We start from the raw sequence: 13,338 nt of genomic DNA on the forward strand, positions 1-13,338 counted from the left end.
CGTCTCCCTAAGGAGAGCTACACACTCACCGCTTCACCCGGCAGGGACAGGTCCATCTCGACCGCCCGCTCCTCACCGTGATGCGTCGCCGCGGAAGCGAGCGGTCCGTGGCCGTAAGCCCGCGCCGCGAGGACGTACGCCCCCCGCGCCGGCACCGCGAGCTGGTACCGGCCCGCCTCGTCGGAGACGGCCGCCCCGGCCTGCCGGCCGCGGTGGTCGATCAGCGTCACCTTGGCCCGGGCGACGGGCACACCGGTCGCGTCCAGCACCCGCCCCCGGAACCCACGCAGCACCTCCTCCGCCAGCTCCAGCACGGCCTCGTCCGCCTCGCTGCTGGCCCGCAGCTGCACCTGCCGCACCGGGCGGCCGGCCTTCGGCAGGAACAGGGCGAGCACCAGGCCCGCCGCCACCGCCCCCGTCGCGATGAGGAACGACACCCGGAACCCGTGCATCGTCGGGATCGCCATACCCCCCACGGTGTGCGCCGTGTTGGCGAGCACCATGCCGATGACGGCGCTGGACACCGACGTACCGATCGACCGCATCAGCGTGTTGAGCCCGTTCGCCGCGCCCGTCTCCGAGGCCGGTACCGCGCCGACGATCAGCGCGGGCAGCGAGGAGTACGCGAGCCCGATGCCCGCGCCGAGGATCACGGACGTGACGATCGTCTCCCAGGCCGCCTGCATCAGGCCGAGCCCGCCGCCGTAGCCGATCGCGATGATCAGGAGGCCCATGATCAGGGTGGTCTTCGGGCCGTAGCGGGCGGAGAGACGGGCGTACACCGGCGCGGTGAACATCATCGTCAGGCCCAGCGGCGCCACGCACAGACCGGCGACGACCATCGACTGGCCGAGCCCGTACCCGGTGGCCTTCGGCAGCTGGAGCAGCTGGGGCAGGACGAGCGAGACGACGTAGAACGCGACGCCGACCATGATCGACGCCAGGTTGGTGAAGAGCACCGCGGGGCGCGCGGTGGTGCGCAGATCGACCAGCGGCGCCTTGGCGCGCAGCTCGTACAGGCCCCACAGGAGAAGCACGACGACGGCCGCGACGAACAGGCCGAGGGTCGTCGCCGAGGACCAGCCCCAGTCGCTGCCCTTGGTGATGGGCAGCAGGAGCAGCACCAGACCGGCGGAGAGCCCGAGCGCGCCGGGCAGGTCGAAGGTGCCCGCCGCGCGCATCGGGGACTCGGGGACGGTGAGCAGGGTGAGGGCGATGGCGAGCACGCCGAGCCCGGCGGCGCCGTAGAACAGCGCGTGCCAGTTCATGTGCTGGGCGACCAGCGCGGCGGCGGGCAGGGCGAGGCCACCGCCCACGCCTATGGAGGAGCTCATCAGGGCCATCGCCGAGCCGAGCCGTTCGCGCGGCAGCATGTCCCGCATCAGGCCGATGCCGAGGGGGATCGCACCCATGGCGAAGCCCTGGAGGGTACGGCCCACGATCATGACGAGCAGCTGGCTGGTGAGCGCGCTGACCAGCGCGCCGATCACCATCACGGCGAGGCTGGCGATCAGCATGCGCCGCTTGCCGTACAGATCGCCGAGCCGGCCCATGATCGGGGTGGCGACGGCGCCGGACAGCAGGGTCGAGGTGAGTACCCAGGTGGCGTTGCTGGGCGCGGTGTGCAGCAGCAGGGGCAGGTCTTTGATGACCGGCACGAGCAGGGTCTGCATCACCGCGACCACGATGCCGGCGAAGGCGAGCACCGGGACGACGGCTCCGCTCGCCTCGCGCCGGGGTTCGTCGGTCGTCGTGTGGGTCATTGAGGGCGGCCTCCCGTAGAGCATGAGTGCGGCGTAAACCTCGTATGCACAGGCAACTATTCCGTTGCTTCGGGCCCCTAAAGATTATTTGACCATCCTATGGGTTTCTGATTCGGCGTCAGGAATGGTCATTGTGTGGAACACGTTCTAGTCTGCGCGCCATGAAGGCCTATGTAGCCGGGGTCGGGATGACCAGGTTCGAGAAGCCCGAGACCCGTGACTGGCAGTACTGGGACATGGTGCGGGAGGCCGGTGGGGTCGCGCTCGCGGACGCCCGGATCGGATACGACGAGGTGGAACAGGTTCCAGTCGGTTACTTCTCCGGCGGTCTGATCTCCAAGGGGCATCCGCTCGGCGCGACCGGCGTCGCCCAGACCGCCGAACTGGTCTGGCAGCGGCGCGGCGCGGCGGCCCGGCGGCAGGTCGAGGGGGCGCGGGTGGGGCTCGCGCACAACATCGGTCTTGGCGGGGCGGCGGTGGTGACCGTACTGAAGGCGGTGTGATCAGGGCGGGCGGGGTGACGTAGTCCGCGCGGAGTAGGACCCCCTGGTCCGAAATGCCGATGCAAGGACCGTAACGGGCCTGAGACCATGACATCCATGCTGGAGACCGCCGACACCCCGCCCCTCATATCCCGACGTACGACGCCCCCGACCTGGTTGGTGGTGGCGCTGGCCTGCGCCGGACAGTTCTTGGTGGTGCTGGACGTCTCCGTGGTGAACGTCGCGCTGCCGTCCATGCGCACGGACCTCGGCCTCAGCGTCTCCGGCCTGCAATGGGTGGTGAACGCGTACGCGATCGCCTTCGCCGGGCTCATGCTCCTCGGCGGCCGGGCCGGCGATCTGTACGGCCGCAAGCGGATGTTCCTCGTCGGCCTCGGCCTGTTCACCCTGGCCTCGCTGGGCGGCGGCCTCGCCCAGGAGGGCTGGCAACTGCTGCTCGCCCGCGCGGTGCAGGGCCTCGGCGCGGCGGTCCTCGCGCCCTCCACGCTCACCCTGCTGACCGCCGCGGTGCCCGAGGGCGCAGCCCGCGCACGGGCCATCGCCACCTGGGCCGCGGTCGGCGCGGGCGGCGGCGCCGCGGGCGGACTCGTCGGCGGGGTCCTGGTGGACGTGCTGTCCTGGCGCTGGGTGCTGCTGATCAATGTGCCGGTGGGCGCGGTCGTACTGGCCGGCTCGCTGCGCTGGCTGGTGGAGAGCCGCGCCGGGGACCGCCGCCGCCTCGACCTGCCCGGCGCGCTGCTGGTCACCGCCGGTCTGGGCACGCTGGCGTACGGCATCTCACGCACCCAGGAGAGGGGCTGGACCGACCCGGCGAGCCTGCTGCCGCTGGCCGCCGGCGTGCTGCTGCTCGCCCTGTTCCTGCTGGTCGAGGCGCGGACCCCGGCCCCGCTGATGCCGCTCGGACTGCTGCGGCGGCGTCCGGTGGCCTCGGCGAACGCGGCGATGCTGGTGTCCGGTTCGGCGATGTTCTGCATGTGGTACTTCATGACGCTGTACGCGCAGAACGTGCTCGGCTACTCTCCGCTGGCGGCCGGTGCCGCGCTGGTGCCCAGCTCGCTCGCCGTGATCATCGGTTCCAAGGTGGCGCCGCGGCTGATGCGCACGGCCGGGCCGCGCTTCGTGGCGGTGCTCGGCACGCTGATCGGCGCGAGCGGATTCGCCTGGCAGTCCACGATGAGCGCGCACGAGGCGTATGTCACCGCGATCATGTGCCCGGGCATCCTGATGATGCTGGGCGGCGGTCTGGCGATGACCCCGCTGGCCGCGCTGGCGACCTCGGGGGCGGCGGTCGGCGAGGCCGGGGTGGTCTCGGGCCTGGTCAACACCTCGCGCACGATGGGCGGTTCGCTCGGTCTCGCGGTGATGTCGACCATCGCCGCGTCCGGCACGGGCACCGGCACCGGGCCCCAGGCCCTGACCGACGGCTACGCGCTGGCCTTCCGCGCCTCCACGGCGGTGCTGCTGGGCGGGGCGCTGCTGATGGCGCTGTGGCTGCCGCGCCATCTGCCGCAGAAGTGACCGTCTGCCGGGGCCGTTCGCGCGGCGGGGCCCGCGGCCGTCCTTGGCACGGGCCCCACGGCCGTCCGTACCGCCGCTCTCCCCGCCACCGGTCCTACAACCACCCCTGCTGACGGGCCTCCCGCACCGCCTCCGCGCGGTTGCGGGTTCCGGTCTTGCCGATGGCCGAGGACAGGTAGTTGCGCACGGTGGACTCGGACAGATGCAGCCGGCCCGCGACATCGGCGACGGTCGCCCCGTCCACGGACGCCGTCAGCACCTCGCACTCGCGCGGGGTGAGCGGATTCGGCCCGGCGCTGAGCGCGGCCGTCGCCAGCGCCGGATCGACCACGGTCTCCCCGGCCAGCACCCGCCGCACCGCCGCCGCCAGCTCCTCCACCGGCCCGTCCTTGACCAGGAACCCGGCCGCCCCGGCCTCCAGGGCCCGGCGCAGATACCCCGGCCGCCCGAAGGTCGTCAGGATCAGCACCCGGCAGCCCGGCGCCCGCGCCCGCAACGCCTCCGCCGCGTCGAGCCCGCTCATCCCGGGCAGCTCGATGTCCAGCAGCGCGACATCCGGCTCGTGCCGGAGCACGGCGTCCACGATGGCGTCCCCCGCGGCCACCTGCGCCACGACCTCGATGTCCGCCTCCATCCCGAGCAACAGGGCGAGCGCGCCGCGCATCATGCCCTGGTCCTCGGCGAGGAGAACCCGGATCGCCCCCCGGGGTGTCTCGTTCATGGAGTCAGCGTACGGCCGACCGCCTCACGAAGGATCCGGCGCCGCCGACCGGGCCGCCGCCGACTCCTGCGCCACCAGCGGGAGTTCCGCCGTCACCGTGAAACCGCCGCGTGGCGCGGGGCCCGCCGTGAGGGAGCCGCCCGCGGCGGCCAGGCGTTCGGTGAGGCCCGTGAGGCCGGTGCCGCCGATGCCCGGGGCGGAGCGGCTGACCGGGGCGCCGGAGCCGTCGTCGGTGACCGTCAGCCGGACGCGTTCCGCGGCGCTGGTCACGGTGATCTCGCAGCGGCCCGCGTCGCTGTGCCGGATCACATTGGTGACCGCCTCCCGGACCACCCACCCCAGCAGGGCCTCCGTCTGCGGTGCGAGCGCGGTGCCGGACCGGCGGAAGACCGGCTCGACGCCCGCCGCCGTCAACGCCGAGCGGGCGCGGTCCAGTTCGGTCGCCAGACTGCCCTCGCGATAGCCGGTGACCGCCTCCCGGATCTCGGTCAGCGCCTGCCGGCCCACCGACTCGATGTCCGTGATCTGGCCGAGCGCCGCGTCCATGTCGCGCGGGGCCAGCCGACGGGCCGCCTCGGACTTCACCACGATCACCGACAGGGTGTGGCCCAGCAGATCGTGCAGATCGCGGGAGAAGCGCGCCCGCTCCTCCTCCACCGCGCGCCGGGCCAGTTCCTCGCGGGCGGCACGCAACTCCCGTACCGCCTCGGACAGTCCGAGGATCGCGGCGGTCACCATGGTGGACAGGAAGGTGGCGTACCCGATGTTCGTCGCGTCCGACCAGCCGCCGCGCACCCCGGACAGCGCGGCCGCGTAGACCGCCAGCAGGATCCCCGATCGGCCCAGCCACGGTCCGCGCAGGGCGGCGCCCGTGGCCAGGCCGAGCAGCGGGAAGAACATCAGCCAGTTGCCGCCGTAGCCGACCGCGAGACCCGTGGTCAGCAGGCCCATCAGCAGCAGCGCCACCCGGGTGCGCGGCTCCTCGCGCCTGGTCCGGTCGAAGGAGCGGAAGGTGACGTAGATGTACAGGCTGTTGAAGACGAACAGACCCAGCCCGCCGACCAGCGGGTCCGGGGTCCGCCCCTGGAGCAGATTGGCGAAGGCCCCCATCCCCATCAGCAGCCAGGGCAGCAGAGCGAAGCCGGTGGGCGGCGGCCCGGGATCGCTGACCGCAGGTGTCTCACCCCGCTTCCGGGCGTCCCGCGAGGCGGCCTTGAGCCGCTCGTTCTCCGCCTTCCAGCGGTCCAGATCCGCCTTCCACTCCAGCCGCGCCGCCCGCCAGGCCCGCGCCTGGCACCGCACCCTCCGCCACCCCGACATATCTTCGTTCCCCCAGGTCAGACGGTTCCCGCCCTGCGGCGGTACGACAGCACGGCGTACGATCCGAAGACCAGCAGCCAGCCCGTCAGCACGATGATCGCACCGGCCTCGGGGGCGTGCCCCTCCGCGACCGCGCCGCCCAGCTCGGCGAACCGGTTGGTCGGTGTGTACACCGAGACCGACCGCAGCCACCCGGGGAACAGCGTGGTCGGGAACCACAGCCCGCCCAGCACGGCCAGGCCCAGATTGCACGCCATGTTGGCCACGCCCGTGGCGGGACCGGTCAGCCGGTAGCCGTTGCCGAGGCCCAGCAGCGTGAACGGCACCGAGCCCAGCCACAGCAGGAGTGCGACCGCCGCCCACTGCCACACCGCGAGCCGCACCCCGTTGACCAGGCCGCCCGCCGCCAGCACGGCGACGATCGAGGGCAGCACCGTCACCACACCGGTCAGCGTCCGCCCGGTAACCACCTCGCGCGGGGTCATCGGCGTCACCCGCAGCTGCCGCAGCCAGCCCACCGCGCGGTCCTCGGCGACCGCGCCGCCGGTGTTCAGGGCGGAGCCGACGGCGCCGTACGCCGCCATGCCGACCATCGCCGCCGTACGCCATGCCCCGTCGTTCTCACCGATGTTGGTGAACAGCAGGTACATCATGACGGGCATCAGGATCCCGCCGATCACAAATCCCAGGTCGCGCAGGGTGCGACGGATCTCCAGCCGGACGTAGGCGAGCATCACAGGGCCTTCACGGTGTCGAGGGGAACGGATGTCCGGTGCTCCGGGCCGGTGCCGGGCTCCGCCGACGACGTGAGCGCCAGGAACGCGTCGTCCAGCGAAGCCGGAGCCACCTCCAGGCGGCGGATCGCGCCCAGTTCGGCCAGCGCGATCACCGTCGCGTCGGAGTCGTCCGTGCGCAGCCGGACCCGGTCGCCGGCCACCACCTCCAGGGAGCGCACGCCGGGCAGCAGGGCGAGGGCGTCCGGGGTGCGGCCGGCGAGGTCGACGCAGACCAGGCTGCCGCCCGCGGCCCGCCGCAGCTCCTCGCCCGTGCCGTCCGCGACGATCCGGCCCCGGTCCATCACCACGATCCGGTCGGCGAAGGAGTCCGCCTCCTCCAGATAGTGGGTGGAGAAGAGCACGGTGTGCCCGCGCCGGGCGTACCCGCGCATCGACTCCCAGAACACATGCCGCGCCTCCACGTCCAGCGCCGCCGTCGGCTCGTCGAGGACCAGCAGCGAGGGATCGCCCGCCAGCGCCACCGCGAACCGCACCCGCTGCACCTGCCCGCCGGACAGCCGGTCCACCCGGCGCCCGGCCAGCGCGGAGATCCCGGCCAGCTCCAGGGCCCGGGAGACCGGCATCGGCGCCGGATAGCGCGAGGCCACGAAGCCGACCAGCTCGCCGACGGTGACCCGGGGCACCGGCCGGGCGTCCTGGAGCATCGCGCCCACCCGGCCGGCCCGCACCGCGCGCTCCGGCTCGGTCCCGAACAGCTCCACCCGGCCGGCGTCCGGCGGGTACAGCCCCAGCAGCATCCCGATGGTGGTCGACTTGCCGGCGCCGTTGCGGCCCAGCAGGGCCACGGTCTCCCCGCGCCCGATCCTCAGGTCCACCCCGTCCACGGCGCGCACGGACCCGAACGCGCGGACCGCCCCCGTGAAGGACACGGCGGTGGTGTCCTCGTCCGTGTCCTCGTCCCTCTGTGTCATGTCTACGACGGTAGAAGCCGGACCCGGCACCCCGGCAGACGCAGTTGTACGGACTCGGGCAGTACAAATGTCACGGGTTCCACGGCGAGCTGACGCACCGTCAGAAGCCTTCACAACTGCGGAGGGCTGGGCTATACAGGGGGCGCCGGACTGGAACGCGTTCTAGGCCCGTCGACCGTGCGGCGCACTCCCGTCGGCCGTACGGCGTTCCGCGTCCGCCCGTGGCGACCTCGGCGCGGCCGACGGTGCGGACGACCGCGCCGAGGTCTCGATACCTCTTTGGAGCCCCATGCCCATCGACGCAGCCAAGGCCCTCGCCGCCGAACCCCGCTCGGGCGAGATCACCTGGACCGCGAAGGATGTCCAGCTCTACCACCTGGGCATCGGCGCGGGCCGCCCCGCCACCGACCCGGACGAGCTGCGCTACACACTGGAGTCCCGACTGCATGTGCTGCCGAGCTTCGCCACCGTCGCGGGCGCCGGCAAGTCCGGGGTGACCGGCGGGCTGTCCATGCCGGGCGTCGACGTCGATCTGGCCAGGGTGCTGCACGGCGGACAGACCCTGCGAGTGCACCGGCCCATACCGGTCGAAGGCAGCGCCACCGCCACGTCCCGCATCGCGGCGGTGTACGACAAGGGCAAGGCCGCCGTCCTGGTGCTGCGCACCGAAGTCGGCGACGCGCAGGGCCCGTTGTGGACCAATGACGCGCAGATCTTCGTCCGGGGCGAGGGCGGCTGGAGCGGCGACCGGGGCCCCTCGGCCCGCCTGCCGGAACCGGGCGGCGAGCCGGACCGTACCGTCGAGCGCCCGATCCGCCCCGACCAGGCCCTGCTCTACCGGCTCTCCGGCGATCTCAACCCGCTGCACGCGGACCCCGAGTTCGCCAAGCTCGCCGGGTTCGACCGGCCCATCCTGCACGGGCTGTGCACCTACGGCATGACGCTCAAGGCCGTGGTCGACACCCTCCTCGACGGCGATGTGGGCCGGGTCCGGTCGTACACCACCCGGTTCGCGGGCGTCGTCTTCCCGGGCGAGACCCTGCGCATCCGGATGTGGCGCGAGGCGGCGGACCGGGTGCGGGTCGCCGTCGCAGCCGCCGAACGGGACGACGCGCCGGTGCTCGCGGACACCGTCGTGGAGCACTCCTGAACCCAGTACCGCCAGTATCGAGGGGAGTCACGGCATGCGCGCAGCCGTACTGCACGAGATCGGCCAGGACAAGCTCGACGTCCTCGACGACATCGAGGCGGCCGGATTCGGCCCGGGCAAGGTCCGTATCAGGGTGCGGGCCACCGGGCTGTGCCACTCGGACCTGTCCGCGATGAACGGCGTACTGCCTCAGCCCGCACCGTTCGTACCGGGCCATGAGGGAGCGGGCGAGGTGCTCGAAGTCGGCGAGAGAGTAAGGCACTTGAAGCCGGGCGACCGGGTGGTCGTCTGCTGGCTGCCCGCCTGCGGCACCTGTCCGGCGTGCCGGCGCGGCCAGACCGAGCTGTGCCTGGCCGGGTTCATGAACGCGGGCACCCCCAACTTCCGTCGCCCCGGCGGCGATGTCTTCGGCTTCGCGGGCACCGGCACCTTCGCCGAGGAGGTCGTCCTGGACGCCGGCTGCGCCGTCCCGCTCCCGGACGATGTGCCGTACGACATCGCCGCGCTGATCGGCTGCGGTGTCACCACCGGACTCGGCGCCGCCCTCAACACCGCGGATCTGGCGGCCGGTTCATCGGTCGCCGTCATCGGCTGCGGAGGCGTCGGCATCTCCGCGATCCAGGGGGCGCGGCTGAAGGGCGCCGCCGAGATCGTCGCCGTCGACCCGGTGGCCGCCCGCCGCGAGGCCGCCCTCGGGTTCGGCGCCACCAGGGCCGTGTCCCCCGACGGACTGGCCGAGGCCAAGCAGCAGGTCACCGGCGGCGAGGGCTTCGACTACGTCTTCGAGGTCGTCGGCAGGTCCGCGACCGCCCGCACCGCCTACGAGAACACCCGGCGCGGCGGCACCCTCGTGGTGGTCGGCGCCGGTGCCATGGACGACTTCCTCCAACTCAACATGTTCGAGATGTTCTTCGACGAGAAGCGCATCCTGCCGTCCCTCTACGGCGGCGGGGACGTGGTCCGTTCCTACGAGCGCGCCATCGCCCTGTGGCGGGCCGGCCGGATCGACCTGGCCGGGCTGATCACCCACCGGGTACCGCTCGCCGCGGTCAACGAGGCACTGGACCAGATGCGTACCGGGACCGCCCTGCGTACGTGCATCGAGATCTGAGGAACGCCGCCCATGACACTGCCACTTCAGGGGCTGTCCGCCGTCGTCACCGGGGCCGGGCGCGGGCTCGGCCGGGTCGAGGCCCTCGAACTCGCCCGCCTCGGCGCGGCCGTCGTCGTCAACGACTACGGCCGCCCGGGCCGGGACGGGACCGGGGACGCCTCGGCCGGACCCGCCGAACAGGTCGTCGCCGAGATCCGCGACACCCTCGGCGGCACCGCCCTCGCCCACACCGGGGACGTCGCCGACTGCGAACAGGCCGGAGAACTCGTCGAGTTGGCGATCCGCGCGTTCGGCAAGCTGGACATCCTCGTCAACAACGCGGGCATCCTGCGCGACCGGATGATCTTCTCCATGACCGAGGACGAGTGGGACTCGGTGCTCCGCGTCCATCTCAAGGGACACTTCAACACCACCCGCTCCGCCGCCGCGCACTGGCGCCGGCGCGCCAAGGCCGCCGGGGAACCGGTCTACGGGCGGATCATCAACACCTCCTCGGAAGCCTTCCTCGCCGGATCCGCCGGACAGCCCAACTACGCGGCCGCCAAGGGCGGGATCGTCGGCCTCACCACCTCCACGGCCCTCGCCCTCGCCAAGTACGGCGTCACCGCCAACGCCATCTGCCCGCGCGCCCGTACCCGGATGACCGAGGACGTCTTCGCGGGTCTGAAGGCGCCGGACGAGGGCCTGGACCCGCTCGCCCCCGAGCATGTCGCCCCGCTCGTCGGCTACTTGGCCGCACCGGCCGCCGCCCGCGTCAGCGGACAGCTGTTCGTGGTGCACGGCGGCATGGTGGCGATCGTCGAACGGCCCAAAGTCCGGGAGCGGTTCGACAGCAAGCAGGAGACATTCACCTACGACGAACTCGACGCGCTGCTCACCCCGCACTACGCGCGGCGGCCGCCGGGGGAGACGTTCGCGGCGGCGGAGGTGCTGGCCCTGAAACGCGGGCGGTAGCGCCCGGGGCGCGGAAAGCGGGAAGAGGGGGCACCCTTGCGGGTGCCCCCTCTTCCGTTCACTGCCTTCAGGCAGCCGCCTCGGTGGTCTCCTCAGCGGCCCTGCGGTGCCGGCCGTGCGGAGACGTGTCGGTCTCCGTGGCCGATACCGGGCCCCGGTGCCGGCCGTGGCCGGCGTCTTCCAGAGAGTCGGCAGACAGCTGCTTTGTCGTGCTGGTGTCGCTCATTGGACGTATTCACCCCGTCAACATCATCTTTCGTACAGCCGGAGGAGTGTAACCGGCACACCGCGGGCCGAATCCAGGCGCACACGCCAACCGGCACTAGTTCGTTACAAGACGTCCCAGAGGTGCCTGCGCCAAGGGCACCGGACGCGGCGCCGCCGGTTCCGAGACGCCCGGACCGGCCGCCTCGGCGATCTCCTCGGCCGGCGCACCGGCCGGCGCGTCGGCGGCCGTGGCGGCGACCGGGTCCGCACCGCCCGCCCGCGTGCGCGCCCCAGCCGGTTCCGTACCGACCGCCCGGTTCCGTGACTCACCCGCGGGCGCCCGCAGCTCGGCCACCCCGCAGGGCGTCTCCCGGGTGGCGTACGGCAGCCGCAGCACCCCCTCCGGTGTCCACAGCCCCGACCCGGTCAACCATCCCTTCGGCGCGGCGAGATGCCGTACCCGCCGCTCGGCCGGCCTCCAGATGCCCACCCAGGTGCCCACCGGCCCCTCGATGCGCAGCGCCACCGCGCAGTTCTCCGGCTCCAGCACCTGACCCGGCTGGATCGCGAACGGCACCGCCGTGCACTCCGGCAGCCGCAGCGAGGTGGGGAAGCGCACCGGCAGGGTGGAACCGAGGACGCCCCAGCCCAATCGTTCCTGCCCCGGCGAGGGCGCGTCGGAGGAGATCAGCAGCAGCCCGCTGTCCGGGTCGGCCATGAGCAGCCGGTCGTCGCTGCCCGGCGTGATCTGGAGCAGCGGGGTCACCTCGCCCAGCTCCAGATCGACCACGACCGTCTTGACGCGCCCCTCCAGCTCCCGGTCCAGCGCCAGCAGCCGCCCGGTGCGGTCCAGCCAGACCCCGCCCGAGCAGCGCCCCGGCACCTCCACCAGCCGCTCGGGCCCGCCCGAACCGCCCGCCACCTGCCACACCGAGCTGCTCCGGGAGCCGACCGTGACGGCGTACGCCCGCGTGCCCCCCGGCGCCGGGGGCAGCAGATCGAGCCGGACCCCGGGCCCGGCGCACTCCATGGCGCCCAGCGGCAGCTCGCCGGTACCGGGCCCGGTCGGATACAGCAGCGCGAAGAGGTGCCGTACCCCCGCCCGCCGGTGGATCAGGACCCGTCCGTCGCCCAGCGGCTGGAGCTCGGTGCCGGGCTCCTCCGGCTGGTTGCCGGGCAGCGGCACCGCGTACGGCTCCGGGCCGTCCAGCGTCCAGCGCTCCGGGAACCAGGAGTCACCGTCCCGCGTGAGCCGCGCGGCGTACGCGCCGTCCGCCGTGAGTACGCAACCGCGCTCCGGGGAGCGGTCGTCCGTACCGACGGACGGGGATTCGATTGCACAGGCCGTCATCGTTCGGTCACCTCCGGCGACGAAGCTAGTTTTGAACGCACGGCCGTGCGGGGGGCCGACCACCGCTTCACACATACGGGTGGCGCAGAAGCGATTCCTCTGAGGAGGCGGGCATGACTGTGCTGCGGGCGGCCGGCAGGGGCGGACGCGGTACGGCCCCGCCGAACAGCCAGGTAGCCTTTTCCCGTGCCCCGTCTGTCTGAAGTCATCGCCGCGCTGGAGAAGCTGTGGCCCGCCGAGCGGGCCGAGTCCTGGGACGCGGTCGGCACGGTCGTGGGCGACCCCGACCAGGAGGTCACCCGGGTCCTGTTCGCCGTCGACCCCGTCCAGGAGATCGTCGACGAGGCCGTGCGGCTGGGCGCCGACCTGCTGGTCACCCACCATCCGCTCTATCTGCGCGGCACGACCACGGTCGCTGCCTCGCACTTCAAGGGCCGGGTCGTGCACACGCTGATCAAGAACGACATCGCGCTGCACGTCGCCCACACCAACGCCGACACCGCCGACCCGGGTGTCTCCGACGCCCTCGCGGGCGCGCTCGACGTCCGTGTCGTACGCCCCCTCGTGCCGGACCCCACCGACCCGAACGGGCGGCGGGGCCTCGGCCGGGTGTGCGAGCTCGATCATCCGCTCACCCTGCGGGAACTGGCCGCACGCGCCGCCGAGCGGCTGCCCGCCACCGCGCAGGGCATCCGGGTGGCCGGCGACCCCGACACCGTCGTCCGCACCCTCGCGGTCAGCGGCGGCTCCGGCGACAGCCTCTTCGACCAGGTGCGCGCGGCCGGTGCGGACGCCTTCCTCACCGCCGACCTGCGCCACCACCCGGCCTCCGAGGCCGTGGCGCGATCCCCGCTCGCGCTGCTCGACGCGGCGCACTGGGCCACCGAGTGGCCCTGGTGCGAGCAGGCCGCCGGCCAGCTCGACGAGATCTCCGACCGCCACGGCTGGGGCCTGCGGGTCCATGTCTCCACGACGGTCACCGACCCCTGGACCGCCCACGCGGCGTCCTCCGCCACCACTAAATAATGG

General features: G+C 72.9%; 12 protein-coding genes. 6 read left to right on the top strand and 6 right to left on the bottom strand.

The window, feature by feature from the left end; all coding sequences use genetic code 11:
* Positions 1–17 precede the first annotated feature (17 nt).
* Positions 18–1,763 carry an MFS transporter gene (locus tag HEP81_RS27035; protein ID WP_037656239.1) on the bottom strand — a complete coding sequence of 582 codons (1,746 nt, stop codon included), beginning with the start codon at positions 1,761–1,763 and terminating at the stop codon, positions 18–20.
* 161 nt (positions 1,764–1,924) lie between these two features.
* On the opposite strand from HEP81_RS27035, the gene HEP81_RS42710 reads away from it, so the two are divergent.
* Entirely contained in the window at positions 1,925–2,266 is a 342-nt protein-coding gene (locus tag HEP81_RS42710) for a thiolase C-terminal domain-containing protein (RefSeq protein WP_037656241.1), read from the top strand.
* Between the two features lie 87 nt (positions 2,267–2,353).
* Positions 2,354–3,784, top strand: coding sequence for an MFS transporter (locus tag HEP81_RS27050; RefSeq protein WP_106979927.1), 1,431 nt, complete (start codon positions 2,354–2,356; stop codon positions 3,782–3,784).
* A 94-nt stretch (positions 3,785–3,878) separates the two neighbouring features.
* Here HEP81_RS27050 and HEP81_RS27055 read toward each other — a convergent pair whose 3' ends face one another.
* The 4 genes from HEP81_RS27055 to HEP81_RS27070 are packed head-to-tail and all read right to left on the bottom strand — an operon-like array spanning position 3,879 to position 7,533.
* On the bottom strand, positions 3,879–4,505 hold the full coding sequence (locus HEP81_RS27055) for a response regulator transcription factor (RefSeq protein WP_037656244.1): 627 nt from the start codon (positions 4,503–4,505) through the stop codon (positions 3,879–3,881).
* 24 nt (positions 4,506–4,529) lie between these two features.
* Complete coding sequence (locus HEP81_RS27060) at positions 4,530–5,825, bottom strand: sensor histidine kinase (protein WP_037656246.1); 1,296 nt, start codon at positions 5,823–5,825, stop codon at positions 4,530–4,532.
* A gap of 17 nt (positions 5,826–5,842) precedes the next feature.
* Entirely contained in the window at positions 5,843–6,559 is a 717-nt protein-coding gene (locus HEP81_RS27065; protein WP_037656248.1) for an ABC transporter permease, read from the bottom strand.
* The gene (locus HEP81_RS27070; protein ID WP_106979928.1) at positions 6,559–7,533 is read right to left on the bottom strand and encodes an ABC transporter ATP-binding protein; all 975 of its coding nucleotides are present in this window, start codon (positions 7,531–7,533) and stop codon (positions 6,559–6,561) included. Before HEP81_RS27070 ends, HEP81_RS27065 begins: the two co-directional genes overlap by 1 nt.
* A gap of 289 nt (positions 7,534–7,822) precedes the next feature.
* Between HEP81_RS27070 and HEP81_RS27075 the strand changes: the two genes are divergently transcribed.
* The 3 genes from HEP81_RS27075 to HEP81_RS27085 are packed head-to-tail and all read left to right on the top strand — an operon-like array spanning position 7,823 to position 10,751.
* Positions 7,823–8,683 carry a MaoC/PaaZ C-terminal domain-containing protein gene (locus HEP81_RS27075; RefSeq protein WP_037656249.1) on the top strand — a complete coding sequence of 287 codons (861 nt, stop codon included), beginning with the start codon at positions 7,823–7,825 and terminating at the stop codon, positions 8,681–8,683.
* Between the two features lie 34 nt (positions 8,684–8,717).
* Positions 8,718–9,794, top strand: coding sequence for a Zn-dependent alcohol dehydrogenase (locus HEP81_RS27080; protein ID WP_037656251.1), 1,077 nt, complete (start codon positions 8,718–8,720; stop codon positions 9,792–9,794).
* Between the two features lie 12 nt (positions 9,795–9,806).
* Entirely contained in the window at positions 9,807–10,751 is a 945-nt protein-coding gene (locus HEP81_RS27085) for a 3-oxoacyl-ACP reductase (RefSeq protein WP_037656253.1), read from the top strand.
* A 322-nt stretch (positions 10,752–11,073) separates the two neighbouring features.
* Here the strand turns inward: HEP81_RS27085 and HEP81_RS27090 are convergent, their stop codons facing one another.
* A complete protein-coding gene (locus HEP81_RS27090) occupies positions 11,074–12,309 on the bottom strand; it encodes a hypothetical protein (RefSeq protein ID WP_037656255.1) in 1,236 nt (411 codons plus the stop codon).
* Positions 12,310–12,495: 186 nt separating this feature from the next.
* Here HEP81_RS27090 and HEP81_RS27095 point away from each other — a divergent pair, with 186 nt between their 5' ends.
* Complete coding sequence (locus HEP81_RS27095) at positions 12,496–13,335, top strand: Nif3-like dinuclear metal center hexameric protein (protein ID WP_037656259.1); 840 nt, start codon at positions 12,496–12,498, stop codon at positions 13,333–13,335.
* Positions 13,336–13,338: the final 3 nt, after the last annotated feature.

Origin of the sequence: Streptomyces griseofuscus, assembly GCF_014673495.1 — a bacterium.
Taxonomy (GTDB): domain Bacteria; phylum Actinomycetota; class Actinomycetes; order Streptomycetales; family Streptomycetaceae; genus Streptomyces; species Streptomyces murinus.

What these genes read in the sequence shown, in the direction of transcription:
- HEP81_RS27070 (WP_106979928.1), bottom strand. Translation starts at nt 7,533, where the DNA reads ATGACACAGAGGGACGAGGACACGGACGAGGACACCACCGCCGTGTCC.
- HEP81_RS27085 (WP_037656253.1), top strand. Translation starts at nt 9,807, where the DNA reads ATGACACTGCCACTTCAGGGGCTGTCCGCCGTCGTCACCGGGGCCGGG.
- HEP81_RS27050 (WP_106979927.1), top strand. Translation starts at nt 2,354, where the DNA reads ATGACATCCATGCTGGAGACCGCCGACACCCCGCCCCTCATATCCCGA.
- HEP81_RS27035 (WP_037656239.1), bottom strand. Translation starts at nt 1,763, where the DNA reads ATGACCCACACGACGACCGACGAACCCCGGCGCGAGGCGAGCGGAGCC.
- HEP81_RS27090 (WP_037656255.1), bottom strand. Translation starts at nt 12,309, where the DNA reads ATGACGGCCTGTGCAATCGAATCCCCGTCCGTCGGTACGGACGACCGC.
- HEP81_RS27055 (WP_037656244.1), bottom strand. Translation starts at nt 4,505, where the DNA reads ATGAACGAGACACCCCGGGGGGCGATCCGGGTTCTCCTCGCCGAGGAC.
- HEP81_RS27080 (WP_037656251.1), top strand. Translation starts at nt 8,718, where the DNA reads ATGCGCGCAGCCGTACTGCACGAGATCGGCCAGGACAAGCTCGACGTC.
- HEP81_RS42710 (WP_037656241.1), top strand. Translation starts at nt 1,925, where the DNA reads ATGAAGGCCTATGTAGCCGGGGTCGGGATGACCAGGTTCGAGAAGCCC.
- HEP81_RS27065 (WP_037656248.1), bottom strand. Translation starts at nt 6,559, where the DNA reads ATGCTCGCCTACGTCCGGCTGGAGATCCGTCGCACCCTGCGCGACCTG.
- HEP81_RS27075 (WP_037656249.1), top strand. Translation starts at nt 7,823, where the DNA reads ATGCCCATCGACGCAGCCAAGGCCCTCGCCGCCGAACCCCGCTCGGGC.
- HEP81_RS27060 (WP_037656246.1), bottom strand. Translation starts at nt 5,825, where the DNA reads ATGTCGGGGTGGCGGAGGGTGCGGTGCCAGGCGCGGGCCTGGCGGGCG.